A 24,722-nucleotide genomic window follows, 5' to 3' on the forward strand; every position below is an offset into this window, starting at 1 on the left:
GCCGATGGCCACCGATCGGATGACGGTCGTCATCATCACCCGCGACCGGCGTACCCAGCTGCTGGAAACGCTGGCGCATATGACGACACTGCCCGATGCGGCGCCGATCGTCCTGGTCGACAACGCGTCCTCCGACGGCACCGCGGACGCCGTGGCCGACCGGTTCCCCTCGGTGGAACTCGTCCGCGCGTCCGAGAATCTCGGCGCGGTGGCCCGCAATATCGCGGTCCGGCGGGCGCGCACACCTTACGTGGCGTTCTGCGACGACGATACGCAGTGGCAGCCGGGCGCGCTGACCCGCGCCGCGGACCTGCTCGACGCATACCCGGGGCTGGGCTCGGTGACCGGGCGCTGTCTCGTCGCGCCCGACCTGCGCGAGGACCCGATCACACCGGAACTGCGTGATTCCCCGGTCGCCGGCCCGGACTGGCTTCCGGGACCGGCGCTGCTCGGCATCATGGCGGGTCTGTCCGCCTTTCGCGTCAGCGCGTTCACCGAGGTCGGTGGTTTCTCGCCGCGGCTGTGGTTCGGCGGGGAGGAGGAGCTGCTCGCACTGGATCTCGCGGCACACGGCTGGTGGATGTGCTGGATCCCGGACATGGTGATCCACCACGCCCCATCCGGGAAAAGGGATTCGACGCGTCGCCGCGGTCTCGGGATCCGGAACACCCTGTGGACGTTGTGGTTGCGCCGCCCGGTGCGCAGTGCGGCCCGCCGGACCGCGGTGGTGCTCGGTTCCGCTCCGGCCGACCGGGCGACCGCCGCGGCCGTGCTGGAGACATTGCGCGGACTGCCCTGGGTGCTGCGGGAGCGCAAGGTCGTGCCGCCGGGTGTGGAGGAAGGCCTGGTCCGGCTGGAGGAGTCGCAACGCCGCTCCCCGGCTCGCCGCTACGTGGGCTGAGGCCCGGGCGCCGGGGATCTCATCGGCGGACGAGCCGGAGGGGTTCGAGGTGGCGCCCCGGCTTGTGCCCGAGTCCGCCCAGGATGAGGTGCTCTTCGGGTGCCGCGGCGCGGACCGGCGGCCCTTGCGGCCACCATTCGTCCAGCGGGGTCAGTCCCGGCTCCACCAGGTCCAGCGAGCCGAAGAGCGCGCGGATGTGCTCCGGGCTCCGGTACCGTCCCGAGCCGAATTCCTCCTGCACATGCGCCCGTTCGAGTTTCCGGGCCAGTTCGTGGAGTTCGGGACGACCCGGACCGGGATCGCAGTAATGCGTGATCGCCACGTACGAACCGGCCGGGAGCAGATCGATGTACCGGGCCACGATGCCCGCCGGATCGTCGTCGTCGGCGAGGTGGTGCAGGACCGCGCCCAGCAGGACCGCGACCGGCTGCCGCAGGTCCAGGTGGCGGCCCGCCTTCTCCACTGTCGCCGCGGGATCGGTGAGGTCGCCGGGGAGGTAACGGGTGTTCTCGTTGCGCTCCAGCATCGCCCGGCCGTGGGCGACGCAGAGTGGGTCGTGGTCGACGTACACGAACGCCACGTCGCCGCGCCCGCATTCCTGTGCGACGACATGGAGGGGATCGCGGGTGGGCAGTCCGGCGCCGAGATCCAGGAACTGCCGGACCCCGGCACCCTCGGCCAGCGATCGCACGGCACGGGTCAGCCAGCGCCGGTTCGTGACGTGCACATCGCCTTGCCGGGGTGCTATTCGCCGGATCCGCTCGAAGGCCGAACGGTCCACCTCGTAGTTGTCCTTGCCACCCAGGCTGTAGTCGTAGGCGCGGGGGATGCTGGGCCGGTCGGTGTCCGCGCCGACCGGCCGGCCACCGAGCGAGAGGGCGGTATCGATCGTCATCGCGCCTCCATCACATACCGAACGGTCGCCCTCCAGGGGCGCTTTCGAATGTAACACGGCAACACTATTTATGGTTGTGTTGCCAACGGAGGCCGAGGTTTACACCATGGCCGACGTCCGCGCCCACCCCCCATATCGTGGGCCTTGACGCCGCGTGGACTCGGCCACGCTCGGTGGGACACCGTGTCAACGAAGAAAATCCCTTCCCGGTTCCGGAGATCTCCGACCGCAGGGTCCCGCCGGACCGGCACCGGCCGTAGCCTTCCGGAGCCGGCCGCTTCCGGCGGGGGCGCAGATTCGTGCGCAGGGGACAATAGTTCCGGCCCGCCTTGTGGATTGTGCTGAACGGCTTCGACGAACGACGAGTGATGCGGTACAAGTTTCTGGAGAGCGGTTCGGACCAGGGGCCTATGCCGCCCGGAGAAACGGTGGAGGCATGAGCAGCATCGGGAAGTGGAGCCTCGTCGTCGGTATCGGGCTCGTGGTCGCGGCCGTGCTCTGCAGAATGCTGGGCCTGATCCCGGCCACGGTGATCACCGGCCTCATCGGGTTGATCGGGCTCGGCATCGCCGGGTACGACGCGGTCTACACCTGGCTGGAGGGAGCAGAGCTGCGCCGGCGCGGAGCCGCCGCGCGCCGGAATCACGAAGGTCGTCGAGGCCGGTGACCGGGCGGCCGGGGAATTCAGGAACCTGATCCGGCCCGAAACGATTGCGCCGCAACAGGTTGCCGATTCCGGGGGAGTAGTGGGAACGTGTCGGTCCGGAACGACGGCTATGTTCGAGTGGCGCGAGTGACCGGCATGAATCATCGCCGGGAAATGGCGCGGTACGGGCCGGCGGCACAGACGAGGCGGGACACTGGGGAAGTGTCCATCAAAACGCTGTCGTCCAGGGTCGTCTACCGGAATCCGTGGTTGTCGCTGCGCGAGGACCGGATCGAGCACGCGGACGGGTCGCCCGGGCTCTACTCGGTGATCGACAAACCCGATTTCGCGCTTGTCATCCCGTGGGAGGACGGCGGTTTCCACCTCGTGGAGCAGTACCGCTATCCCGTGCGGGCCCGGTCGTGGGAGTTCCCATCCGGGGCCTTCCCCGAGGGCGTGACCGGCAGCCCGGAGGAACTGGCCGCGGCCGAACTCGCCGAGGAGACCGGATTCACGGCGGGCCGACTGGAACGGCTCGGCCGGTTGCACTGCGCGAACGCGATGACCGGAGAGGGCTGTCACGTATTCCTTGCCACCGAACTGACGCCCGGCACACCGGACCGCGAGCACACCGAACAGGATATGCGCCAGCAGTGGTTCCCCGAATCGGAGGTGGAGGCGATGCTGCGCACCGGGGTGCTCACCGACGGCCCGTCCATGGCGGCCTACCTGCTGCTGAAACTCCGCCGGTAGCCGCCGCGCGGGCCGGCACCGGCCGGACGACCCACCAGGCGACGGTGGTCCATATCGATGCCAGCAGGAGTGAGCCGAGGAGATCGGTGGGGTGGTGCGCGCCGGCATACAGCCGCTGTGCCGCCACCAGGGCGGGGATCAGGATCAGTGCGGCGGCGAGCAGCCGGTACGGCCTCCGGTGGGTGGAACACCACAGCAGCGCGGCGCTGCCCGCGTAGAGAGTCAGGGACGCGGCGAGGTGTCCGGAGGGAAAGCTCGAGGTCGGCGGCAGGGCGGGGTCGAGCGGGGTGACTTGCGGGCGTGCGCGGTCGACGATCGCGGAGGTGGCGAGAAACAGCGTGACCTCGCCCAGCAGCGCGACGCCGAGGAACAGTGCCGGTCGCCGGCTGCGCAGGACCGCCACCGCGAGTACGGCGATGACCAAGGCGACGGTGATGACCGCGGTGGTGTTGCCGATTTCGCCGAACACGTCGAGCACGGAGGTGAGCGTGGGGCCGCGGTGCGCGGCCAGTGCGGCCACGACACTGTGATCCCAACGGGTGACCGGGTTGCCGGTTCCGCCGATGCGTACCAGCTTGCCCAGCCCGATGAGCAGCCCCACGAGCAGGACCCACCCGACCGCGAGCTCGCCGAACCCACGCCAGGGGTGGGGCATCGTGGGGGCGTGCCGTTCCGGGACCGGCCGCAGATCGTCTCGCTCGTCCGGTCCTACATCGCCGGGCAGCGGACCCGCGTCGCCGAGTCCGGCGTCACCACGCCAGCGGTGGAACGCGACGGTGATCGCGGCGAGCCACAGTGAACCGAGCAGCCAGCCCGCGAGGACATCGGTGAGGTAGTGCACGCCCAGTGCTATCCGGCTGAGCCCGACGGCCGCCACGAGCAGGACCGCGCATCCGGAGATCACGCGCCGGGCTCTCGTGTGCAGGACGGGGGCGAAAACGAGTAGGAGAATGCCGTAACACACCAGGGAACTCATGGCGTGCCCGCTGGGGAAGCTCCATCCGTCCGTACGGTAGACCGGAGTTTCCACCACCGGCCGGAGCCGCGCGACGAGTTCTTTGACGACGGGGTTGAGGATCAATCCGCCCGCGCCGGTGAGCATCACGAGAACGGCCAGCCGCGGGAGACGGCGCAGGAGCAGCCACAGCACACCCACGGCGAGTATTCCGACCAACGTGATTGTCGCGCCGAGATCGGTGACGGCGAAGAGGATCTCGCGCATGACCGGATGTTCGGCGACGACTGCGGTCACCCGGTCGGCGATCGCTTGATCCGCGGCCTGCAATGGTTGCCACCGCACCCGGACCAGTGCCGTGAGCACTCCGAACCCGATACCGGCGCCTACTGTCGCGAGTAATGCCGCGAGGCTCCGGACGGCGAACCGTTCGGCCGCCGCCCCGGGCCGAGCCGGATCGCCGGGCTGTTCGACGCCTGTCACGGCCTCGTCGTCGCGCCGGTCCACAGACAACGCAACACCTCCTGCTGTTCGGGTGACGCCCCGGTCGTGCCACGTGATCGTGTGGCCGGCCACCGGGGACTGTTCGTTCGGATGTAGTCGGTTGTCCAGGGGTTCCCCCGAACCGCAGCCGCAATCGGTTCGTTGCCGACGCAGCTCTGCGGCACTGGCGGGTCTGTCTCCGGCACACTGGAACGGGTGCGGGTCGGGATGTCACTCGGAAAGGACGCATCGTGCGCAATGCTGTTCGCGGCGGAATTCTCGCCGCTTTTCTCCTGGCGGTTCCCCTCGCCACCGCGACTTCGTCGCCGGCGCTACCGCTCGAGCCCGGCGTGACCGAGCAGGGGAACGCCGCCGTGCAGGCCGGCCTCGTGTGCACCATGCAGTTTCCGCCGACCCTGCCCTGTTTCCTGGCGTCCCTGTCGGCCGCATGACGCGTTGCCCGCTCGGGAGATGACGAGTTCGGCCGTGGGTTCGGCGGGAGGGTCATTCGTCCGTCTTCGCCAGGAAGGCGAGCAGATAGGCGCGGACTGCCGCGGTGGCGCCGGCTGTGTCGTCGAGGAAATCGCGGCGCTGTTCCAGGCCGGGGACACCGCAGTAGTCGGTGACGACCGAGATCAGTGTGTGCGGCGGCTGCGATTCGAGCCGCACCAGGCACAGACCGTAGGGCGACGGGCGCGAACTCATCGGTCCAGCGTCGCGCGCCGGGTGTCACCGGTGCGTTGCGGTGTGACCGGTGGTGACTGCGCGGGTACGCGGAGGCCCTCGGCGATGGTGGTCGAATCGGTATCCGGGCTCGCGAGCGCTGTGACAACCCGGTGACGGACACGAATTATTCTCTTCTGCTATCACGATCGGACAGTGAGCCGAGGCCATGGACACTCTGAGCCGGCGGAGTGGCCCGGAAAGTGTCGCTTCGTATCTGCATTTGTTCGGCGGACCGTATGTCACGGTCGGCGCGGAGCGTCGTGAGATCGCCGAGGGCAGCAAACGGCTCCTGGCGCTGCTGGCCTTGCGCCGGGGCCGGGTGGAGCGCTGCTGCGCGGCGGGTCTGCTGTGGCCCGGTGTCGGCGAGCGGCGGGCGTCGGGAAATCTGCGGTCGGCGCTGTGGCGGCTGCGTGCGGCCGATCTCGACCTGGTGGTCGCCGACCAGGTTTCGCTCATGCTGCGGGCCGAGGTCGGGGTGGATGTGGACGAGGTGAGCGCGTGGGCGCGCCGGCTGATCCAGGGCTCGGCCGCCGCCGCGGACCTGGTCCTGGACCCCTGTATCGATGCGGCGCTCGATCTGCTGCCGGGCTGGTACGACGATTGGGCGCTGTTCGAACGCGAGCGTTTACGGCACCGGGTGCTGCACGCGTTGGAGAGCCTCAGCCGGCAGCTGTGCGCCCGGGGCCGGTGCGCCGAGGGCGTCGAGGCGGCGCTGCTCGCGGTAGCGGCCGATCCGATCCGCGAGAGCGCCCAGCGGGCACTGATCGAAGCACATCTGTCCGAGGGCAATATCGGGGAGGCCCGGCACACCTACACCACCTTCCACCGGTTGCTCCTGCGCGAACTCGGCGTACCGCCGTCGACCCAGCTGGCCGGACTGCTCGCGCGGCCGCCGATATCGGCCGTGGCCGACCGCCCACCCGTCCACCGCGATACCTTCCCGGTGCCCGGAAGCCTCGACGCCGGCCCGAACGAGGTGCGGAGGGCGAGCGCGACCCCGTCTCCCGCGCCACCGGGCCGGCCGCGGTGACGGCAGCGTGACGCCCGCACGGGCAGACTTCGGTGACAGCGGATGTGCGCGACCGAATCCTCAGGCGGGTGGACCATGAATCTTCGCGGACCGATCCGTGCGGCGTGGCTCGACCAGATCCGCTCCGCCGCCACACGGTATGGGGCGACCGAGACCCGGCGGGAGGACGTCGAGCGGCGCCGCAAGAAGAAGGACAGCCCGGTTGTCGATGCCCCGGAGCAGATCAGCGCCCGGGCGCAGCGGCTCGCGGTCACCGGCGAACTGCCGGTCGGGGCCATGATCGAAGCCGGACGGACCGAGCCCGCCGATCGGATCACCACCCTCGAACGGATCATCGGCGCCGGCAATGAACTCCAACCGGCCAATTTCCTCGCCCGCGGCGCGCGGACGGCGGCATCGGTCGCGCGGATCTCGCGCCGCAGCAACGGCCGCGAGATCCCGCTGGGCACCGGGTTCCTGGTCTCGCCGAGACTGCTGCTGACCAACAACCACGTCCTCCCCGACCGGGACGCCGTGGACCAGGCGCTCGTCGAATTCGGTGCCGAGACGACGGTCGACAACGAGCCGTGCCTGTCGCTGCGATTCGGGCTGGACCCCGATTTCTTCGTCACCGACGAGTACCTCGACTTCACCCTGGTGCCCGTCCGTCCGGGTGCCGACGGCAGGCTGCCCGCGGAGATCGTCGGCTGGTGGAACCCCCTGGTCGCGGACCAGGGGAAGATCGTCGTCGGGGAGGCGATGAACATCATCGGTCACCCGATGGGCCGGCTCGAGGAGATCGGGATCCGCAGCAATCAGCTCGATCTGCAGCTCGAGCATTTCCTGCACTATTCGACCGATACCGAACCGGGCAACTCCGGGTCCCCGGTCTTGAACGACCAGTGGGAAGTGGTCGCGCTGCATCATTCCGGTGTGCCGCGCACCGACGAACAGGGGCGGATCCTGCGCCGCGACGGGACGCTCTGGAGTCAGGACGACGGTGACGACGCGATCGACTGGACCGCGAACGAGGGCGTGCGCATCAGCGTCATCCTCGCCCATCTGGCCGGGCTACCGCAGTCCGCGCGTCACCGCGAGTACTTCGCCGAACTCGGCCCCGATTCCGGGCTGGCCGACGGAGCGCCGGTCACCGTCTCCGCGCCTGCCGCGGAGCACACCACGGCCCCGGCTGCCACGCCGCAGGCGGACGGGGGACCCCGTCGCGGCCTGCCGGCCCGCCCGGCTGCCTTCGGCGGCACCCGGCACCTGCTGTTCCTGCACGGCCGCAGCCAGCACGGTCGCGATCCCGAACTACTGCGCCGCGAGTGGGCCGCCGGGCTCAACAAAGGGCTCACCCTCGCCGGAGCCGGTCCGGTGGATCCGGCCGATGTGTACTTCCCGTTCTACGGGGACCGGCTGGCCGCGCTGCTGACACCGCCCGGAGCGACGGGACTCGCACCCGAGACCATGGCCGTCGACCACGCCCTGGCCATGGCGCCGGCCGACCCCCCGGCCCGCGGCCTCTACGAACAGATCCTGCGGGATGCGGCCACCGACGCCGGACTGCCCGAGGACGAACAGGCGGCGCACCCCACCGAAGCGGAAGGGCTGGGCGCGATCGGCAGTGTGCTCGTCAGCAAATTGCAGCGCCAGTTGAGCTGGCTCGCCGCCCGCAGCGATCTGGACGACCTCGTCATCGCCCAGGTCTTCCGGGATGTCGCCACCTATCTCGCCGACGAACCGACCCGGCGCGCCGTCCTCGACTGTGTCCTCGACACAGTCCCCGAGTCCGGGCACCTCACCCTGGTGAGCCACAGCCTGGGTACCGCGGTCGCCATGGACCTGATCACCCTGCTCCGGCCCGAGCTCGACGTCACCGTGCTCGTCACCCTCGGCAGCCCGCTGGGCCTGGACGCTGTCAACGGCAAACTGCTGGTCCGCGGCCCACACCGCCCCGACCGGGTAGGCGATTGGCTCAATGCCTGGGCGGCGGTCGACCCGATCACCATCGGATGCCCGTTACGGCACGCCTGGACAGGACAGTTGCGCGAGATCCCGGTCGACAATCCCCGGGAACGGGCACACAGCATCACCGAATACCTCTCCCACCCGGCCGTCGCGCAGGCCGTTCACAGCGGTATCGCGGCGACGGTGTGAGAAGGGCCGGAACAAGCGCGGGAGAGGAGGTGAGTCCGGCCGGGCCCGCATTTCCGGGCGGGCTGCCCTGCGTGCTAACAACATCTTCGGAACATCTCTGGGAGGACAGATGAAATACGTGGTTTCGTGGACGTATCGTTGGAACGGCTCCGCAGCGGAGAACGAGGCGAGTATTCAGCGTGCCCTGCAAGTGTTCGGGAGCTGGAAACCGGCCGACGGGGTGACCTATCACCAGATGGTAGGCCGGCTCGACGGCACCGGCGGATTCGCGGTGGTAGAGACCGACAACCCGATGAACCTGCTCGACGCTCCCGAGAAATTCGGCATGATCGCCGAATACCAGATCCACCCGGTCGCCGAACTCGCCGAGGTAGCGCAGGCGTTCCAGGAGGGCGCGGCCTTCCGGGAGTCGATCGGGTAGCGCCGAGCCGGCACCGCCGGAGCGTGATGATCGAACGACAGGCAACGACCTCGAAACCAGGAGGAAGTATGACCACAGTGCGTGACATCATGCATCCGGCAGTGGTGAGCATCGGCGTGCGGGACACCATGGCCACCGCCGCCCAGCAGATGCGGCAGCGCGATGTGGGCGCTCTGCCGATCTGCGACGGCGAGGGGCGGCCGGTCGGGATCGTCACCGACCGGGACATCGTGGTGAACTGTGTGGCTCTCGGCCACAACCCGGCGACCTCCACCGCGGGAGAATTCGCTCAAGCCGACGAATTGCATACGACGGCCGCCGATATCGACGTGGCCGACGCGCTGTCGACGATGCAGCGGTATCAGCTGCGGCGCCTGCCGGTGACCGAGGAGGGCCGTCTGATCGGGATCGTCACCGAGGCCGATATCGCGCGGCATCTGCCCGCGGCGACGACGGGCGAATTCGTCGAGCAGGTCTGCGAGCAGCAGTTGCCGCTTCCGACGGAGCCCCCGGCGACCTGATCCGGCTTCTCCGCGTGCCAGGCCCGGCCGGGTTTCAGTCTGCCGGGGCGACCGCGTACAGGCGGTAGATGCCGCGAAATCCCTTGAGTTCGGCTTCGCGGGTGGCGGCGACGGCGATATCCGGGACAGCGGCCACGGCGTCGCGTACTTCCTCGCTGACCAGGATCTCGCCGCCGTGCGCCTGACCGGCGACCCGGGCGGCCATGGCCACATTCCGTCCAAAGAGGTCGTCGCCGCGCCGCACCGATCTGCCCAGGTGGATACCGATCCGCACGCGCACACCGCCCGCGGGCCGGGCGATGGTGCCGATCGCCGCCTGGACTTCGAGGCCGCACCGCACCGCCTGCTCCGCGTCGCCGAAGGCGATCATGAAGCCGTCTCCCTGGCTTTTCACGATATGACCGCCGCGTGCCGCGACGGATCTGCGGATCAGCCGATCGTGGCGGCCGAGCAGCGCGACCCAGGCCCGGTCGCCCAGCCGTTCGTTGAGCGCGGTCGATCCCTCGATATCGGAGAAGGCGATCACGACATCGCCCTCGGCGGTCAGCCGCGCCAGATCGGGGCGTTCGACCTGTGCCCAGCCGGCCAGGTCCTCGATCGAGCTGAGTACCGCCGCGCGAAAACCTTTCGCGCGCACGAGGCTCGCGGTCTGCCACACGGTCTTCACCGCTTCCCGCCCGTGGTTCATCAACAGCTGTCGAGTGTCGGGTCTGCGCTGGAGTTCCGCCAGTTCCTGGCGGCTGCGCACCAGCAGCCGCCACAGCACGATCAGGGCGGCGGCCTCCGCGACGACGGCCGCGGCGAGTACGTATTCGATCACGGGCGGGGCCCATCCGCGGGGAGGTCGCCGCCGGCGGCCTCGCTGAGCTGCTGGGATACCTCGGGCAGGTCCGCGTGGATACGGCGGTCCATGGCGCGTGCCAGCAGTTCGTCCGCGACCAGGCGCACGGGCGGGCGGAGCTGGGCGAGGGCTTCGGCGAGTTGGTCGACCCGTTCCGGGGAGGGGTCCTCCAGCACCCGGCCGAGCAGGTGGGTCCGGAACTCCCGGACGAACGCGAAGGCCATCCGGTCGAACGCCGCCTCGAGTTCCCAGCTCAGCGCGAGTATCGAGCGCAGCGGAATACCGGTGGCCACGAACGCGGTGGCGGCCTCGAGCAGCCGTCCGCTGGAGTAGACGAAGCGGTCGTCCTCCATCCGCAGGTAGCCGAGCGCGATGGCTTCGGAAATGGCCTCCGGGGTGGCCTGGTCGCCGAAGCGGGTCAGCATCTGCTCGAGGTCGATGGTGACCTCCTCGTCGCCCCAGGCCTCCGCGGCCGCCGTTTCGAACCCGAGCAGTTCGGAGACGCCGCCGCCGCGCTCGGCGCTGTCGAGCAGGTCGGCGATGCCTTCGAGGCTGTGGCCGCGGGCGAGCAGGTCGGCGATGAGGCGCAGCCGCTCGAGGTGGGCGTGGTTGTAGTAGGCGTGGCGGCCCTGCCGCCGCGGTGCGTCGAGCAGGCCCCGCTCCTGGTAGTAGCGGATCGTCCGCACCGCGACACCGGCCGCTTCGGCCAGTTCCGCGACCCGGTATTCCTGTGTGGGCTGAGTCGTCAATCGTCCTCCTGCACACCGGTCCGCCAGCCGAATTACGGTTAACTCAACCACACTGTCTCAGTAGATGCTGATTCGAATCGACAGTTGGTTCGGAACTGTCGCCGTCCACCGGGGCGAACACGGTGCGCGTTGTGGTGCAGCTCACCGTCGGTTACAGTTTTTACTGATATGGACGTGGGCTCGGATGCTACCGTCGGCTCCGGGCACGCGTCGGCAAAGGAGGTCGAGGTCGGTGCTGACGGGCAGCCCTTACCCAACTCGGGAACTGGAGATCGCCGGGATACCCGCGGTCGGGCATCTGCACCACGGTCCCCGATTGTCCCAGCAATTACTGGACCATCTGGCCCCGGACGGGGGCGGGACCGAGCCGGCGGCGCTGATGCCGTGCGGGGTGGGGCGGCGCGACGCGGCCGAGGTGGTCACCGGATGCCTGGACCTGGTGGCCGCGGCGCTACAGGACGGCGGCGTGGGGGAGGTGCCCGCACCACTGCACCGGAAGATCGAGGATTGGGCCGCGGAGGGCGTGGCATTGGAGGCGGTGCAGCATTCGATCCACCGTGGGTTCCGGTTCGTGCTGGATCTGCTCGCCCGGCGGGCCCGGACCGCCGACGGTCCGGCGATGGTGGTCGTGGGTCAACGCCTGGGCGAAGTACTCGATCGCGTCATCACCACCTTCACCCAGGCATACCTGCGTGAGTTCCGGGCCCATACCATCGCGCGCTACGCCGGTGCCGAGGCGCTGACCACCGCGCTGATCTCGGGTACGAGCACGGCGGGGACGGCGCGCGAGAGCGGTTTCCGGGAGGCGACCGCCTATGCGGTGCTGGCGCTGGACCTCACGGGCCCGCCCGGCGAGACCGGCGATGACGGGTACGGCCCCGCGCACGCGCAGCGTCGGCTGCGCCGCGTGCGCGCCGAACTCGCCCGCGGCGGCGATATGCCGCTGGCCCGGCTCAGCGAAGCCGGTGGCACGGTCCTCCTGCCGGACCGGGCGCATGATGATCTCGCCGTCACCCGGTTGTTCGACCGGCTGCAGAGCGCGGTGCGCGGATCGTTGCTCGCCACCGTGGTCCACGCGCGGCACGACGAGGTGCCCGACGCGACCCGCCGCGCACACGAGTTGCTCGACCTCGCCCAGCGGCTGCGCCGTCCCGCCCGTCTGTACCGGTTGGCCGATCTGGCCGTGGAATACCAGATCACCCGGCCCGGGCCCGCGCGCAAGCGTCTGGCGACAGCCCTGGAACCGCTGCTACCCCATGCCGACCTGCTACAGACCCTGGCCACGCATCTGGACAACGATCGCAATCGCCGGCGCACCGCCCGCGTGCTGGGCATTCACGCCAATACCCTGGACTACCGGTTGCGGCGTATCGCCCGGTACACCGGGCTGGACCCCGCCAGCGCCGATGACCTGTGGTATCTCCGGGCTGCTCTGGTCGCCGGCGCCTACGAGACCGGCTCCGCCGACACCCCGGTTGCGGCGGACCGGGAAAGCCCGCAGCCGACCGCCGAAGACTCCGATATCGGCCGCCCGCCCGGGCCGCCGATCCAGAGTATCGATATCCATACTCGGGCCCGCGTCCCCGCTCCGGCACGGGGCCGGTGATGGAGGCCGGTCCCCCCCGGCCCTGCGAACGGCGGTGGCTCCGCGGGCCCGGGGCGGCCGACTGCACGAAGGTTGAGGTGGCGGCCTGCTTCCGGGCATCGTCCGGCGCCGCGGCCGATGTGAACTCAGCGGTCGCCGGCGAGTACCGGGACCAGACGGGCGAGCCCTTCGGCCCCGTGGCCGGCCGCCAGCGCGCGCCGGAAGACCTCGCCCGTGGCATCGAGTACGCCGGTGTCGATGCCGTGGCGCGCGATCACTTCGCGGAGTGTGGTGAACGCGGTGTAAGCCGAGGAAATGGAGGTGTCGTCGCCGGGATAGTGCCCGGCTTCGACCTGTGCGGCGGTTTGCGCCGCCATATCGGGCAGTAGCGAGACCACGGCGGGTGTGAACGGGACGAGTTCGCTGCCTTTGATCCCTTCGGCCTCGGCGAGTGCGATGCCCAGGGACACACCGAAGAACGAGAGCCAGAACACCGATACCAGCGAGGCGTCGAATGCGGCGGCGCGTCCGTGGTCCGCGCCCAGATAGGTGCCCTTTTCGGCGAGTGCGCTCAATGCCGGTTCCGCTGCGCGATAACCGCTTTCGGAGCCCGAGTACAGCAGCAGCGCGTCCGGTGTGCCGATGCCCTGCGGCACCGCCATGACGGCGCCGTCCACGTACTCGGCACCGTGCCGCCCGGCCCACTCGGCGCGCTTTCTCGACTGCTCGGGGGTCGAGGAGGTGAGGTTCACCAGCACCCGCCCGCGCAGCCGCGGGCCCGTGTCGCGCAATGCCGCTTCCACCGCGTCGTCATCGAGCAGCGAGACGACGACCAGGGGAGCGGCCGCGACCGCCGCGGCCGCCGACGCCGCCCGGCCGGCACCGAGCTCGACCAGCGCATCGGCCTTCGCCCCGGTGCGATTCCACACGACCGTCGGATAACCCGCGGCCAGGAAGGTTTTCGCGATCGCCGACCCCATGAGTCCCAGCCCCAGGACCGCGACGGGTGTACGTGCTTCGCCTGACATACCGCCTCCAGATTGTTTGAAGAATTTCCAACAATAATTGTTGTATGATTCTCAAACTGTCAAGAGCTGAAGGGAGGCGCGTTCGTGCCCGCCGAGTTGTCACACCCGGATACCGCCGACCTCGAGCTGGCGGCGGTCATGCACGCGCTGTCCGACCCGATCCGGCTCCAACTGGTGGCCTGCCTGGCCACCGACGAGGGCGAGAACTGCGGCGAACTCAGTCAGAACATCGAATTGCACAAGTCCACGCTTTCGCATCACTACCGGGTCCTGCGCGAAGCAGGTATCACCCGGACGACGGTCACCGGACGCACCAGGGTGATGCGCCTGCGCTCCGCGGACCTGCAGGCCCGGTTCCCGGGGTTGCTCGACGTGGTGTTCCGCGCCCTGGCCGATCTCGTCGAGGACGACGAGAAATGGACCGGCTCGCCCGAGGACCGTGCGAAACTGCTCGCGGCGCTGAAACGGCCCGTGGCAGCGCACTGACCGGGGCGCGTACCGAAGGTTCGGCGCGGTCCGGCGGGGGTTGCCGATCCGTCTTCTCGAAGGAAGATGGACATATAGGTGTTGGTCGCGCAGTCATATCTTCGGGTCGGCATACCGGTCGGCCATCGATCGGAAGGAGATTCGATATGCGGTGTCTTTGCCCGGGAGACCGGCGCAGCGCGTCGATGTCCGGCCGGACCGGCGGCGCGTCGCCATGAGCACAGGGGCCGAACACAGAAGTGAGGCCGAGGGCTTCTCGGCGGCCGGTTCGCGGGCGTTGTACGTGAATGCGACCTTGAAACGCTCACCTGAGGTGAGCAATACCGAGGGATTGATTCGGCGCAGTTCGCAGATCATGCGGCGGCACGGTGTCGAGGTCGACATCGTCCGCGCGGTCGATCACGACATCGCGACCGGGGTCTGGCCGGATATGACCGAACACGGCTGGGCCGGCGACGAATGGCCGGCACTGTTCGGCCGGGTACTGGACGCCGACATCTTGGTGCTGTGCGGACCCATCTGGCTCGGCGACAACAGTTCGGTGATGAAACGAGTGATCGAGCGGCTCTACGGCTGTTCGAACATGCTCAACGAGCGTGGCCAATACGCCTACTACGGCCGTGTCGGTGGATGTCTGATCACCGGCAACGAGGACGGCATCAAACACTGCGCGATGAACGTGCTCTACAGCCTGCAACATTTGGGCTACACCATTCCTCCGCAGGCCGACGCCGGGTGGATCGGGGAAGCCGGGCCCGGTCCCTCATATCTCGATCCCGGTTCGGGCGGGCCGGAAAACGACTTTACGAATCGCAATACCACCTTCATGACCTACAACCTGCTTCATCTCGCCAAGATGCTGCAGGTCAACGACGGTATACCGGCCTACGGCAATCAGCGCAGCCTGTGGGGCGCGGGGTGCCGGCCCGAGTCCGACAATCCCGAACACCGGTAGCCCATCGAGCGGAGTGGGACACCATGACCACACAGCAGCACGGCACCGACTCGTGGCCCCGCCTGCGCATCCCACGGTGGCAGTACCAAGCTGGGCAGAGTCGAGCACCACCAGCTCGCCGGTGTACTCGCCGACGGCCGGCTGCGCGATTTCGAACAGCTGCGCGGTGACGACTTCGCGACCTGGTGTCGCGGCGAGGCGACCCGCTGGGGCGGGGACACTGTGATGCCCTACGGGGCCGATATCGCGGTCGAGATAGCCGGCGTCGCTGTCATACCCGGCGACCTGGTGTATGCCGACGCGGCCGGAGCGGTGGCCATACCCGCCGACAGTCTGAGCCGCGTGCTCGACGAAGCGGAGGCGGTCGAGCGTGAAGACGCCGAAGCCGCCCTGCAGATCCAGGATGAGCGCGGGGCGGATGAGCGCGGCAAAAATGAGACCCACACTTGATCGCGGCTCCCGGCCCCGGCCGGTCTCGTCCTCGGCGGTTCCGATGCCGGGGGTGGAGTGGGGCAGACTGCACGCCATGAAATACAGCGCCGGAGTTCTGCTGTTTCGTCGTGAGCCGGAGGTTCACGTGCTGCTGGGGCATATGGGTGGGCCGCTGTGGGCGCGTAAGGATTCGGGGGCGTGGTCGATCCCCAAGGGCGAGTACGAGCCGGAGACCGAGGAGGCCCGCGCCGCCGCCGGCCGCGAATTCGACGAGGAATTGGGAGTGCCGGTGCCCGTCGGGGAGTGGATCGCGCTGGGAGAAGTGCACTACGGCAGCGGGCGGAGCAAGAAGCAGGTCACGGTGTGGGCGGTGGAGGGCGAGCTCGATCCGGCGCGGGTGGTACCGGGGACATTCGAGATGGAATGGCCGCCGCGGTCGGGCGAGTACCGCGCTTTCCCCGAGGTCGATCGGGTCGAATGGTTCGATCTGACCACCGCGCACGACAAGCTGACCACCGGCCAGCGGCCATTGCTGACCCGACTCGCCGACCGACTTCGCTGACAATCGTCGGCCCGGCAGTGCATAGTGCGGTACGGCTCGGTCCGTCCGGGTCTTGTTGTAGCCGGCTATCGATTCAGGCGACCACGGCGAGCAGTGTCGTCGCCGACTCTGTCAGTCCCGGGTCACCACGCAGTTCAGAGCGTTGACGCGCCTCCGCAACGGTGATCCCACGACTGGCCAGCCGCCAGACCGTGTCCTGGTCCATGCATACGACCGCGGCCGGCTCCTCGGCCCGAGCCGCCGTCAGATCCCATCCCTTACCGTCGGACACCACCGACCAGCAACCCCCCGCCGGACCGGTGATCTCGAACCGCACCGCCGTCCCACCGGGCCGGACCCGATCACGGAGCGCCCACGGCGCCGCGTGCAGAAAAGTCACGAGCACCGGGCGCACCAGTGCGACATCGTCGGCGCCACAACGGGCCACCGCATCGCGGATCTGCTGCTGATGCACCCAGAACTCGGTGTACTCACGGGCGATGTCGAGCCATACCGGACTGGTACCGGGCCCCGCCCACGACACGTTCAGCCGTGCCGGTCCGGCGAGATCCGCTGTCGCCGCCCAGACGCGATCCAGCTCAGGACCCAGGTGGGCGAGCAGCTCGGTGAGCACCTGAGGGCTGCACTGACGCATCGCACGAACGAACTCCCCGTTCACGCGCGCCAAGTACGCCGGCAGGGTCTCGTCGTCGGCGAACACGGCCCCGCCGTGCTCGTCCCGGCTGCCCGAGATCCGCCGCAGATAGTCGTTGAGGATGTGCGCGGCCACATCGGCCACACTCCAGCCAGGACACACCGTCGGCTTCTCCCAGTCGGCCGGGTCCAGCGACCGGAGCAGCTCGAGCAGCGCCTGCCTTTCACGCCGGAACAGCGGCCGGGTATCGAGGGGAATCATGGTTGGGCAGTCAACCCGTCCCGCCACCACCGAGCCACCGATTTTTCAGGCTGTGAGATCAGACCCGGGTACTGCCTGGTGCGGGAATTGCACCCGCCATCGTCGCGGAATTCGCGCGGACGCGCGCTCAAAGCGCGCCTGAGCCGTAGAGAATCGCTCACGCGGAATGTTGCTCTTGGTATCTGTCGTACGGGATGGACGCCGCCAGTACTCGGGCCCGGATGGCAATCGCGTGGCTCACAAGTACTGGATCTTCGGTGACCGATCCGCCGATCCAGTATCCGCGGTCGTCGAAGAGGCTGAACGACACGATGCGGTTATCGAGTAGCCAGAAATCCTCGATCGCCGCGTCGGACGGGTGGGCGTCCTGCCGGGCGAGGTAGCTCACCTGCTCACCGGCCGCGGTGTTGTGCCGGGCAAGAGCGAGCAGGTACCGGGTGTAGACGGTGTGCGGCTCGCTGACGACCCGGGCGCGCTGGATGGTTACGCCACGGTCCGTCATCCGCCGAACCTGGTCGGTCCACGGCCTGAACCATTCGCCGCCGGGGTCGCAGGTCTCGTCTTCGCGCCACCTGCGCAGGGACTCGGACTCGGTTTCGGCGAGGTAGTCGTCGCCAGTTTCGAGGTGGAACGCAGATGAAACGGCCTCGTTCAGGAGTTCGTCGAACGGATCACCGCCGAGAACCTGGCGCATCCGAGGTCACCTCTTCGGTTATCAATACTTCGACCGCGGTCTCGGGAATGCAAATCATCATGCGGTACAACGCTAACGCAGCCTGTCGACCGGCGAAACAAGTCGGCGGGGACGCAACTCATTCCCGTATCTCTGACTGGCTGATAGGAAGGCGTCAACGTTTCGATGGACCTCGTGTGGAATTCGAACGCTGTTTCAGTCTCGCCTCCAGGACAGGAATCGACGCGATTTGATGCTGCTGCAGCTCATCCCAGACCAAACCGTGGGGACGGCGCGGGGGATGGCATTCTACGACCTCATCGGCCGTGACAATCAGGTCGACGCTGAAGTCGTGTCCTGTTTCGGGGAGATCCTCGTCGACAACCTGCAGCGGGTGCACTGTAGTAACGATGGTGGTCGTCGGGCCGATCAAGTTTGCTTCTTGCAGGAGCGCCATCTCGATATCGGAGTAACCCGCACCTTTTCCGAGTCGTACCCCGTGTCGGTTGACCGCGACGCTGCCGCAGATGATCAAATCGACCGGCTGCATGTCCTCGACACCGATCTTGGTGGCGACCGAGGCGGCTACTGCGCTTGACGCAGCTTCCTCCACAGGCACTGTCAGTTTTTTCGGGTCCAAGAGGTAAAAGGGCAGCGGCTCAGCCAGTTTCGGGACCGCCATGTAGACGAGTTTGCCCTCGGCGAGGGCTCGAGCCCGGGCGGGGAGTTGCGCCGTGTCCGGGACCGCCTTCACTACTTGCGCCCCCTTCCACACAGGCAACTCGGCCAAGCGGGCCGCGGCAGCCTCGGCACCGAAAAAGCTCGGAATGTATCCGCGTACACCCGGCGGTGCCGCCTGCTTCTGCTCCAACAGTGCCCACACACGCTCCCGAATAGCGTGTTTGGCTCCATCGTTGTCCATATCGTTCAATCCTTTACGCCGAGACCATCAGCCCGAGTAGGCGATCGCACACTTCCTGTACTTCGGCGACGTTCCGCCATGGACGAAGGCTCTGTGCGGCGCCGAAAACGACGTTCATGCCGCCACCTCCCCGGGTGGCTTCCACGACGTCTATCGCTCCGTGCAGCGCGGCGGCCGCCTCCTCGAGTTTCTTTTGTCGGATGTAGGCCGTTGCCAGATTGCCCAAAACGATGGCCTGGGACTTCGACTGATCTCGAAGCTTGTCGGCGGTGGACTCGAGGATCGGCTGGGCGCGTTCGGCGTCTTCGAGGAACAGGTAGCACGAGCCGGCCAGGCGACCGTGCTGAGTGGGTGAGAACAGGTCCATTGCGGCATCGGTCATGTTGATCTGCTCGAAATGCGTTTCGGCATCGGCCAGGGATCGCTCACATTCCTGTCGTTGCCCGACCATCGCATAGGCCTCGGCGGCGTGGAGAACGGCCAGTCCGGCCAGTACGTGGCTGGTTCGGTCGGTGACCTGCGCTGCCCGCAGCGCCAGGTCGAGTCCGGTGAGCGGGTCCTTCTTCTCGCCGTACAGTGCAACGAAGCTCATCCGAAGCAACGCCAGCCCTTCCGCATCAGGGTCGTGGAGTTGTCGGGCGACGGCGATTGCTTGGTTGAAGTACATGCAAGCGGTGCTGTGGTCGCGGCGTTGGGAAGCGTCCCAGAGAAGCTGGCCCATGAGCGTCGCCGCTTCTACCTCGATCGCATACAGCTCACGCCGGACACGGCTGGTGGCAGCATTCGCCCGGAGGAACGACGCCTGGCCCAGACATTGACCGGTGTCTGCCAGCAGCGTGGTCGAGGCAACCTTGTCGTAGCGCTGGTCGAGTGTCTGCACTCGATCGCGCAGACTCGCGGCAGCATAGAGATCGACGCCGGCGGGATGTTTCAAGGCGTAATGCAGCGGTCCGTCCACAGGCACATCATCTTCTTCTGATTCCGACAGCAGCTCATCGAGCTCGTCGACAGATACGTGAAGCACACGGGCGAGTTCAGGGCGTAACCACGGCAGGGGCTCGTTCTCGCCGGCCTCCCAGCGGGCGACAGTAGAACGGTCGACCCGCAGCTGTTCAGCGAATCGTTCCTGGCTGAAGCCAACGGCTCTGCGCCGCTGCGCGAGGCGCTTTCGTCGTACACCCATGCCATGTCCCCTGGTGATCTTCGAACGATGAATACGCTGGTCAGAACGCTACGTGCGACAACCTCGAGACAGCATTGCAGCGATCTTGCTCTGGTCCGGAACCCCTTACCGCCGGTTGTATTGAGGCTACGGCGCTCACCTGCACACCAGCAACGGCGATAGCGACGCCACGTCGATTCAGCTACCCCATTCGACCAGTCGCACTTTGGAGGTCAGGCTTCATGTCCCGAACCATCCGCGTACCTGAGACGGGCACTCGTGCCCCGCTCGGCGTGGATACAACTAAAGCAAGTATTGCCCGGGTCTACGACTACAGCCTGGGTGGCAAGGACAACTACGACGTCGATCGCGCGGCCTTCGAACAAGTTCTAGCGGTCGCACCCCGACAGCGCGATGTATCACGGATGAACCGGGACTGGCTGTATCGAGTGGTGCGCTACCTGGCCGGGCAGGCCGGGATCGATCAATTCCTGGATGTCGGCGCCGGGCTTCCCGCGGTGGTCAACACCCATGAGGTCGCTCAGCTGGGAAATCGGGCGGCTCGGGTGGTCTATGTCGATAACGACCCTCTGTGCGCCGCGCATGGTCGAGCGATATTGGCGCAAAACGCATTTACCCATATCGTATGTGGTGACCTGCTGGAAGAGGGCACGCTCCTGCAGAATAGAGAGGTGCTCGGCTATCTCGAGCCGGATCGGCCGGTCGGCCTGATCGTGTGCGGGTTACTGCACCACCTGGACGACGAGTTCGACCCGGCGGGCGTTATCCGCGAATACATCGAGCGGCTTCCCCGGGGTTCCTACGTGGCGATCAGCCATTTCTGGGATCCCGCCGAAGAAGACCCGGCGGGTCACGAACTGGCGGTGCGGTTGCAGCGAGTGTTCGTCGAGGGTGGACTGGGCTCGGGCCGGTATCGGACTCGGGAGCAGATCCGCGCCTATTTCTGTGGGCTGGAATTACTGGAACCGGGGCTCGTGCCTCTGGATGACTGGTGGCCTTTCGGACCGGCGGTGCACACGAGGCCGCCGGAGGCCCTGATGCTGGGCGGGCTCGGCTACAAACCCAATTCTCCGCTGTCGCTGCGCTAGTCGCCGACAGCATTCCGCATGCGTGTCGCAGGGGGACACGCGATTCCTTCACCATCTCGATCTATCGGAGGGCGTTCAGCCATGCCTATTTCGCCTGCTTCCCATCTCGGTGTTCTGATCGTCGGCGCCGGGCCGAGCGGTCTCACCCTCGGTATCGAACTATTGCGCCGCGGCGTGAGTTGCCGTGTCATCGACAAGCTGTCCTCGCCGGCCGCGACATCGCGTTCGTTCACTGTCCATGCCCGCACCCTCGAGCTGCTGGAGCTGGCCGGTGTGGTCGAGGAATTCCAGGACCGAGGGTTGCGCGGGGAGTGGATGGACTACCACTTCACCGGCGCCGAAGAAAAGGTGCGGCTGGATTTCACCGGCCTCGACAGCCACTACCCGTACTACCGGAGCATCAGCCAGCGTGACACCGAGGAAATCCTGCGCCGACGGTTCACCGGGCTGGGTGGGGTCATCGACTGGCACACCGAACTGCTCTCGGTCACCGTCCACGACGACGGCGAGGTGACAGCGACCCTGCGGGATACGGATACCGGCGCCACGGAGACGGTGTGGCCGGATTGGCTCATCGGCTGCGACGGCGTACACAGCACTGTCGCCGCATCGCTGGGTGCCGAGGTCAGCCGAGCCGAATACGCGGACACGACGATGCGGATGATGGATGTGCCGTTGCGGGGTTGTCCGGTCGAGGTCGGTGGTGTCGATTACCGGATCGCGCTCGACCACATGCTGCTGACCACCGCGCTGCCGGGCGGGCTGTGGCGGGTCCTGATCAGCGAGAAAAGCGATGGTCGCGACCCCGACACCTCTGTCGAGGATTTCCGGAAAGTCCTCGAGGCGCATTTCGCGGGCGCGATCGAGGTAGGGGAGCCGGAGTGGTCGTCGGTGTTCCGGGCGCGGCGGCGGATCACTTCCCGGTATCGCACCGGCCGGATCCTGGTGTGCGGAGACGCCGGTCATGAGCGTTCCCCGGCGGGTGGGCAGGGCAAGAACACCTCGATGCAGGACGCGTTCAACCTCGGCTGGAAACTGGCGGCGGTGGTGAAGGGGGAAGCCGCCGAAACCCTGCTCGATACCTATGAGGCGGAGCGGCGACCGATCGCCGAACAGGTGATCGAGGGCACTCACGAGCTGCATTCGGTGCTGATGAACCACGGCATTTCGATCACCGAACGCCTGGCCCTGGCCCGCGAGCCCGGGTTCACCGAACGCGCGGTGGCCCGGGTCTCCGGCATCGCCTACCGCTACGAGAGCGCGGCCGGCACCGCGACATCGCTGCACCGGCCGTTGGACGGTCCGGCCACCGGCGACCGTGCCCCCGACATCGAGATCAGCCCACGCCTGCGGTTGCATCAGCTGCTACAGCATCCCGGACACACTCTGCTGGTGTTCCACCGCGAACCCTCGGCGGCCGCGGATATCGAGAAGCTGATAGCCCGCATGCACCACTTGTTCAGGACTCGGATCGAACCGGTTGTCATCACGCCACCCGGCCACCACGCCGCCGCGCCGGACGGTGCCCGCACCGCTGACAGCTGCCGGGTTCACGCCCTCTACGGCGCACCCGATGGCGACGCCCTGTGCCTGATCCGGCCCGACGGGTACATCAGCCGACGCTGCCGGTTGAGCGAACAGGACGCTTTGCTTGCCTCGTTATCGAGTGATCTCGGCTTGATCTGACACACCTCGGCCCCGTGCACAGGTACGCGGGCCGGTCGTCATCGTGCCCGGGCAGCGGGTCCGCGCCTGGGTGCACTCGTCTCTGGAAGAAACCGCCATGCCTTCATCACCACCTTCGATCTCGTTCCCCGCCACAGAACCGGCAGGTCGCCGCCCGGTCACCTACACCTCGCCGGCGGACGCCGCCGGACCGCGCGTGCCTCTGTACGCCCCCGAATTCGCCGCCGACCCGCACCACGCGTACCGCACCATGCGACAGCGATTCGGTGACCTGGCGCCGGTCGAACTCGCGCCCGGAGTACCGGCCACGCTGGTGCTCGGATTCGAGGCCGCGGTACGCATCCTGCACGATTCCGAGCATTTCCCCGCCGACCCCCGCACCTGGCAGGACACCGTGCCCGCCGACTCACCGATATTGCCGATGATGCGCTGGCTCCCGGCCGCGCGGTACAGCACCGGCGTCGCGCACGACCGCTACCGAAAAGCCTCGAAAAGCAGTATCGACGCCGTCGACGGCCACGAATTGCGGACCGCAGTGGCACGGTCGGCGACCTCGCTGATCAACGGTTTCTGCCGGTCCGGGACCGTGGACCTGGTCACCGAGTATGCCCGCCCGCTGGTTTTCGCGGTCCTGAACCGGATCATGGGCTGCTCGCCCGAGGTAGGGGAGCGCGTGACGGCAGGGATGGCTGCCCGCTTCGATACCGTCGGCGCGGCGGAAGGGATGCGGCTGGTACATGCCGCGCTGAGCGAACTGATCGGGTCCAAGCGTGCCCACCCCGGCGACGACGCCACCTCGCGCCTGCTCACACACCCGCACCGGCTCGAAGACGCCGAAGTCCTCGCGCAACTGATGAGCTTCTACGGAGCCGGCGGCGAAGCCCAATCCAACCTGATCACCAACACGATCCTGCTCATGCTCACCGACGACCGCTTCGGCGGCGGCCTGATCAGCGGCAGCCTCTCCACCCGGGACGCACTCGACGACGTACTGTTCGACGACCCGCCGATGGCCAACTTCTGCACCACCTATCCCCGCAACCCCGTGCTGGTCGCCGACACCTGGCTACCGGCCCACCGGCCGGTGCTGATCAGCCTCGCCGCCGCCAACACCGACCCCGCCGTCTCCGGCCGAGACCGTACCGGAAACCGCTCCCACCTGGCCTGGAGCGCGGGTCCGCACAGTTGCCCCGCCCGTTCGATCGCCTACCTCATCGTCCAAGACGCGATCGACCATCTCCTGGACGCACTTCCCGATATGGAACTGGCGTGTCCGGTCACGGAATTGCGGTGGCGTCCCGGACCGTTCCACCGGGCATTGACCGCCCTACCGGTCACCTTCCGGCCCGCCCCACCGGTGACCCTCCCGTAGACGCCCGGAGATGATCACGAACTCGCTGGCCGCCCATCAACTCATCACCCTGTATCAGATGAAATACCCGCAGCGGCAGATAAACTCACCTACCGGCCGGACAACGGTGGAGACATCGGAGCCGCCCGCAACGAGGCGGCCGGCGCCGGGCACCGCGCGGCCGCCCCCCCGTGATCACTCGGTGGACAGCTGTTGCGCCAGTTGCTCCAGGCCACCCCTGATGAGCTGCCCGTACTCGTCGTCGCCGAGCGCGCCGATCGTCTCCCGCGCCCGCTGGAGATGCTCTCGGGCACGGTCGAGATCGCCCAGCTTGCGGTAGCACTCGCCCACATTGAGGTGCAACGACGGATACAAACCGGACACCGAGAGCGTCACCCCGGCCTCCGCCGCCCGCTCGTCGGTGACCAGATCGGCGGCAGCGAGCGCACGCAGATCCCAGGTCAGTTCCTGGCGCACATCGTCCTGCACATCGGCCATCGCGTGGGCCAGGACGCATATGTGCAGGGGGTCGCCCTGCTCGCCGCCGATATCGTCCCAGATCTGCGTGAACATCTCGTGCGCGGCCGCGCGCTGCCCCTGGTGATGGTGCAGCGTCACCGCCTCGCCGATCCGGGTGATCGTCGGGTCAGTGATCATCGGCGGGTTCCTTCATCGGATCGGCTCCGGATGGTCACCCCGGATCGTAGCGATGCGCACGATTCCGCGCGACCGGCACGGTTGCCTCATGAACTCGACTGGCACAGTCGAATACGGCTGCGAGTCGACCGCCATATGACCCCGGTGACGAGCGCCACCGAC

Annotated in this window: 27 protein-coding genes; 16 read left to right on the forward strand and 11 right to left on the reverse strand. The window is 67.8% G+C overall.

Going from position 1 to position 24,722, the window contains the following annotated elements:
• Window positions 1-4: 4 nt before the first annotated feature.
• Complete coding sequence (locus IG75_RS0100320; RefSeq protein ID WP_030519087.1) at window positions 5-901, forward strand: glycosyltransferase family 2 protein; 897 nt, start codon at window positions 5-7, stop codon at window positions 899-901.
• Between the two features lie 19 nt (window positions 902-920).
• On the opposite strand, the gene IG75_RS0100325 is transcribed toward IG75_RS0100320, so the two are convergent.
• Window positions 921-1,796 carry an SAM-dependent methyltransferase gene (locus IG75_RS0100325; protein ID WP_051714025.1) on the reverse strand — a complete coding sequence of 292 codons (876 nt, stop codon included), beginning with the start codon at window positions 1,794-1,796 and terminating at the stop codon, window positions 921-923.
• A 436-nt stretch (window positions 1,797-2,232) separates the two neighbouring features.
• On the opposite strand from IG75_RS0100325, the gene IG75_RS0100330 reads away from it, so the two are divergent.
• Both IG75_RS0100330 and IG75_RS0100335 read left to right on the forward strand, forming a co-directional pair.
• Entirely contained in the window at window positions 2,233-2,463 is a 231-nt protein-coding gene (locus IG75_RS0100330; protein ID WP_030519089.1) for a hypothetical protein, read from the forward strand.
• A gap of 153 nt (window positions 2,464-2,616) precedes the next feature.
• Window positions 2,617-3,195 (forward strand): NUDIX domain-containing protein, encoded by a 579-nt coding sequence (locus tag IG75_RS0100335; RefSeq protein WP_051714348.1) that lies wholly within the window; start codon window positions 2,617-2,619, stop codon window positions 3,193-3,195.
• On the opposite strand, the gene IG75_RS0100340 is transcribed toward IG75_RS0100335, so the two are convergent.
• A complete protein-coding gene (locus tag IG75_RS0100340; protein WP_051714027.1) occupies window positions 3,143-4,657 on the reverse strand; it encodes a phosphatase PAP2 family protein in 1,515 nt (504 codons plus the stop codon). The genes IG75_RS0100335 and IG75_RS0100340 overlap by 53 nt on opposite strands.
• A 227-nt stretch (window positions 4,658-4,884) precedes the next feature.
• Here IG75_RS0100340 and IG75_RS0100345 point away from each other — a divergent pair, with 227 nt between their 5' ends.
• Window positions 4,885-5,085 (forward strand): hypothetical protein, encoded by a 201-nt coding sequence (locus IG75_RS0100345; protein WP_030519092.1) that lies wholly within the window; start codon window positions 4,885-4,887, stop codon window positions 5,083-5,085.
• Window positions 5,086-5,137: 52 nt separating this feature from the next.
• Here the strand turns inward: IG75_RS0100345 and IG75_RS0100350 are convergent, their stop codons facing one another.
• On the reverse strand, window positions 5,138-5,338 hold the full coding sequence (locus IG75_RS0100350) for a hypothetical protein (RefSeq protein WP_030519093.1): 201 nt from the start codon (window positions 5,336-5,338) through the stop codon (window positions 5,138-5,140).
• A gap of 187 nt (window positions 5,339-5,525) precedes the next feature.
• Between IG75_RS0100350 and IG75_RS0100355 the strand changes: the two genes are divergently transcribed.
• From IG75_RS0100355 to IG75_RS0100370, 4 genes are all read left to right on the forward strand, one after another.
• A complete protein-coding gene (locus tag IG75_RS0100355; RefSeq protein WP_051714029.1) occupies window positions 5,526-6,389 on the forward strand; it encodes an AfsR/SARP family transcriptional regulator in 864 nt (287 codons plus the stop codon).
• Between the two features lie 75 nt (window positions 6,390-6,464).
• Entirely contained in the window at window positions 6,465-8,525 is a 2,061-nt protein-coding gene (locus IG75_RS0100360) for a trypsin-like serine peptidase (protein ID WP_030519095.1), read from the forward strand.
• 109 nt (window positions 8,526-8,634) lie between these two features.
• Complete coding sequence (locus IG75_RS0100365; protein WP_030519096.1) at window positions 8,635-8,946, forward strand: DUF3303 domain-containing protein; 312 nt, start codon at window positions 8,635-8,637, stop codon at window positions 8,944-8,946.
• Window positions 8,947-9,014: 68 nt separating this feature from the next.
• Complete coding sequence (locus IG75_RS0100370) at window positions 9,015-9,467, forward strand: CBS domain-containing protein (protein ID WP_030519097.1); 453 nt, start codon at window positions 9,015-9,017, stop codon at window positions 9,465-9,467.
• A gap of 34 nt (window positions 9,468-9,501) precedes the next feature.
• On the opposite strand, the gene IG75_RS0100375 is transcribed toward IG75_RS0100370, so the two are convergent.
• Together IG75_RS0100375 and IG75_RS0100380 are read right to left on the reverse strand one after the other, a co-directional pair.
• Window positions 9,502-10,287, reverse strand: a complete 786-nt coding sequence (locus IG75_RS0100375; RefSeq protein ID WP_030519098.1) for an adenylate/guanylate cyclase domain-containing protein — start codon at window positions 10,285-10,287, stop codon at window positions 9,502-9,504.
• The gene (locus tag IG75_RS0100380) at window positions 10,284-11,057 is read right to left on the reverse strand and encodes a MerR family transcriptional regulator (protein WP_051714031.1); all 774 of its coding nucleotides are present in this window, start codon (window positions 11,055-11,057) and stop codon (window positions 10,284-10,286) included. Before IG75_RS0100380 ends, IG75_RS0100375 begins: the two co-directional genes overlap by 4 nt.
• A gap of 232 nt (window positions 11,058-11,289) precedes the next feature.
• On the opposite strand from IG75_RS0100380, the gene IG75_RS0100385 reads away from it, so the two are divergent.
• On the forward strand, window positions 11,290-12,663 hold the full coding sequence (locus IG75_RS0100385) for a PucR family transcriptional regulator (RefSeq protein WP_051714033.1): 1,374 nt from the start codon (window positions 11,290-11,292) through the stop codon (window positions 12,661-12,663).
• 125 nt (window positions 12,664-12,788) lie between these two features.
• Here the strand turns inward: IG75_RS0100385 and IG75_RS0100390 are convergent, their stop codons facing one another.
• The gene (locus tag IG75_RS0100390) at window positions 12,789-13,670 is read right to left on the reverse strand and encodes an NAD(P)-dependent oxidoreductase (RefSeq protein ID WP_030519101.1); all 882 of its coding nucleotides are present in this window, start codon (window positions 13,668-13,670) and stop codon (window positions 12,789-12,791) included.
• An 84-nt stretch (window positions 13,671-13,754) separates the two neighbouring features.
• Here IG75_RS0100390 and IG75_RS37805 point away from each other — a divergent pair, with 84 nt between their 5' ends.
• The 4 genes from IG75_RS37805 to IG75_RS0100410 all read left to right on the forward strand — a co-directional run bounded on the left by IG75_RS37805 (window position 13,755) and on the right by IG75_RS0100410 (window position 16,105).
• The gene (locus tag IG75_RS37805; protein ID WP_063834077.1) at window positions 13,755-14,156 is read left to right on the forward strand and encodes an ArsR/SmtB family transcription factor; all 402 of its coding nucleotides are present in this window, start codon (window positions 13,755-13,757) and stop codon (window positions 14,154-14,156) included.
• A gap of 214 nt (window positions 14,157-14,370) precedes the next feature.
• Window positions 14,371-15,111, forward strand: a complete 741-nt coding sequence (locus IG75_RS0100400) for a flavodoxin family protein (protein WP_030519103.1) — start codon at window positions 14,371-14,373, stop codon at window positions 15,109-15,111.
• A gap of 90 nt (window positions 15,112-15,201) precedes the next feature.
• Window positions 15,202-15,561, forward strand: coding sequence for an RraA family protein (locus IG75_RS37950; protein ID WP_081876550.1), 360 nt, complete (start codon window positions 15,202-15,204; stop codon window positions 15,559-15,561).
• 76 nt (window positions 15,562-15,637) lie between these two features.
• Window positions 15,638-16,105 (forward strand): NUDIX hydrolase, encoded by a 468-nt coding sequence (locus IG75_RS0100410; RefSeq protein ID WP_030519105.1) that lies wholly within the window; start codon window positions 15,638-15,640, stop codon window positions 16,103-16,105.
• Between the two features lie 73 nt (window positions 16,106-16,178).
• Here the strand turns inward: IG75_RS0100410 and IG75_RS0100415 are convergent, their stop codons facing one another.
• The 4 genes from IG75_RS0100415 to IG75_RS0100430 form a co-directional block, all read right to left on the reverse strand.
• A complete protein-coding gene (locus IG75_RS0100415) occupies window positions 16,179-17,000 on the reverse strand; it encodes a maleylpyruvate isomerase family mycothiol-dependent enzyme (RefSeq protein WP_030519106.1) in 822 nt (273 codons plus the stop codon).
• Between the two features lie 157 nt (window positions 17,001-17,157).
• Window positions 17,158-17,694: a DUF6879 family protein gene (locus tag IG75_RS0100420; protein WP_030519107.1), complete on the reverse strand. Its 537-nt coding sequence runs from the start codon at window positions 17,692-17,694 to the stop codon at window positions 17,158-17,160.
• 154 nt (window positions 17,695-17,848) lie between these two features.
• The gene (locus tag IG75_RS0100425; protein ID WP_030519108.1) at window positions 17,849-18,595 is read right to left on the reverse strand and encodes a 5-formyltetrahydrofolate cyclo-ligase; all 747 of its coding nucleotides are present in this window, start codon (window positions 18,593-18,595) and stop codon (window positions 17,849-17,851) included.
• Between the two features lie 13 nt (window positions 18,596-18,608).
• The gene (locus IG75_RS0100430; protein WP_030519109.1) at window positions 18,609-19,778 is read right to left on the reverse strand and encodes a helix-turn-helix transcriptional regulator; all 1,170 of its coding nucleotides are present in this window, start codon (window positions 19,776-19,778) and stop codon (window positions 18,609-18,611) included.
• A 221-nt stretch (window positions 19,779-19,999) separates the two neighbouring features.
• On the opposite strand from IG75_RS0100430, the gene IG75_RS0100435 reads away from it, so the two are divergent.
• From IG75_RS0100435 to IG75_RS0100445, 3 genes are all read left to right on the forward strand, one after another.
• Complete coding sequence (locus tag IG75_RS0100435; protein WP_030519110.1) at window positions 20,000-20,866, forward strand: SAM-dependent methyltransferase; 867 nt, start codon at window positions 20,000-20,002, stop codon at window positions 20,864-20,866.
• Window positions 20,867-20,947: 81 nt separating this feature from the next.
• Complete coding sequence (locus tag IG75_RS0100440; protein ID WP_051714041.1) at window positions 20,948-22,552, forward strand: FAD-dependent monooxygenase; 1,605 nt, start codon at window positions 20,948-20,950, stop codon at window positions 22,550-22,552.
• Between the two features lie 97 nt (window positions 22,553-22,649).
• Entirely contained in the window at window positions 22,650-23,924 is a 1,275-nt protein-coding gene (locus IG75_RS0100445; RefSeq protein ID WP_030519112.1) for a cytochrome P450 family protein, read from the forward strand.
• A gap of 174 nt (window positions 23,925-24,098) precedes the next feature.
• Here IG75_RS0100445 and IG75_RS0100450 read toward each other — a convergent pair whose 3' ends face one another.
• Window positions 24,099-24,560 (reverse strand): tetratricopeptide repeat protein, encoded by a 462-nt coding sequence (locus IG75_RS0100450; RefSeq protein WP_030519113.1) that lies wholly within the window; start codon window positions 24,558-24,560, stop codon window positions 24,099-24,101.
• Between the last annotated feature and the right edge of the window lie 162 nt (window positions 24,561-24,722).

Origin of the sequence: Nocardia rhamnosiphila NBRC 108938 (assembly GCF_000720425.1) — a bacterium.
GTDB lineage: Bacteria > Actinomycetota > Actinomycetes > Mycobacteriales > Mycobacteriaceae > Nocardia > Nocardia rhamnosiphila.

Bases quoted from the DNA above. Each gene is read 5' to 3' on its own strand.
- IG75_RS0100320 (WP_030519087.1), top strand. From the start codon at position 5: ATGGCCACCGATCGGATGACGGTCGTCATCATCACCCGCGACCGGCGT.
- IG75_RS0100325 (WP_051714025.1), bottom strand. From the start codon at position 1,796: ATGACGATCGATACCGCCCTCTCGCTCGGTGGCCGGCCGGTCGGCGCG.
- IG75_RS0100330 (WP_030519089.1), top strand. From the start codon at position 2,233: ATGAGCAGCATCGGGAAGTGGAGCCTCGTCGTCGGTATCGGGCTCGTG.
- IG75_RS0100335 (WP_051714348.1), top strand. From the start codon at position 2,617: ATGGCGCGGTACGGGCCGGCGGCACAGACGAGGCGGGACACTGGGGAA.
- IG75_RS0100350 (WP_030519093.1), bottom strand. From the start codon at position 5,338: ATGAGTTCGCGCCCGTCGCCCTACGGTCTGTGCCTGGTGCGGCTCGAA.
- IG75_RS0100355 (WP_051714029.1), top strand. From the start codon at position 5,526: ATGGACACTCTGAGCCGGCGGAGTGGCCCGGAAAGTGTCGCTTCGTAT.
- IG75_RS0100360 (WP_030519095.1), top strand. From the start codon at position 6,465: ATGAATCTTCGCGGACCGATCCGTGCGGCGTGGCTCGACCAGATCCGC.
- IG75_RS0100365 (WP_030519096.1), top strand. From the start codon at position 8,635: ATGAAATACGTGGTTTCGTGGACGTATCGTTGGAACGGCTCCGCAGCG.
- IG75_RS0100370 (WP_030519097.1), top strand. From the start codon at position 9,015: ATGACCACAGTGCGTGACATCATGCATCCGGCAGTGGTGAGCATCGGC.
- IG75_RS0100390 (WP_030519101.1), bottom strand. From the start codon at position 13,670: ATGTCAGGCGAAGCACGTACACCCGTCGCGGTCCTGGGGCTGGGACTC.
- IG75_RS0100400 (WP_030519103.1), top strand. From the start codon at position 14,371: ATGAGCACAGGGGCCGAACACAGAAGTGAGGCCGAGGGCTTCTCGGCG.
- IG75_RS0100410 (WP_030519105.1), top strand. From the start codon at position 15,638: ATGAAATACAGCGCCGGAGTTCTGCTGTTTCGTCGTGAGCCGGAGGTT.
- IG75_RS0100415 (WP_030519106.1), bottom strand. From the start codon at position 17,000: ATGATTCCCCTCGATACCCGGCCGCTGTTCCGGCGTGAAAGGCAGGCG.
- IG75_RS0100420 (WP_030519107.1), bottom strand. From the start codon at position 17,694: ATGCGCCAGGTTCTCGGCGGTGATCCGTTCGACGAACTCCTGAACGAG.
- IG75_RS0100425 (WP_030519108.1), bottom strand. From the start codon at position 18,595: ATGGACAACGATGGAGCCAAACACGCTATTCGGGAGCGTGTGTGGGCA.
- IG75_RS0100430 (WP_030519109.1), bottom strand. From the start codon at position 19,778: ATGGGTGTACGACGAAAGCGCCTCGCGCAGCGGCGCAGAGCCGTTGGC.
- IG75_RS0100435 (WP_030519110.1), top strand. From the start codon at position 20,000: ATGTCCCGAACCATCCGCGTACCTGAGACGGGCACTCGTGCCCCGCTC.
- IG75_RS0100440 (WP_051714041.1), top strand. From the start codon at position 20,948: ATGCCTATTTCGCCTGCTTCCCATCTCGGTGTTCTGATCGTCGGCGCC.
- IG75_RS0100445 (WP_030519112.1), top strand. From the start codon at position 22,650: ATGCCTTCATCACCACCTTCGATCTCGTTCCCCGCCACAGAACCGGCA.
- IG75_RS0100450 (WP_030519113.1), bottom strand. From the start codon at position 24,560: ATGATCACTGACCCGACGATCACCCGGATCGGCGAGGCGGTGACGCTG.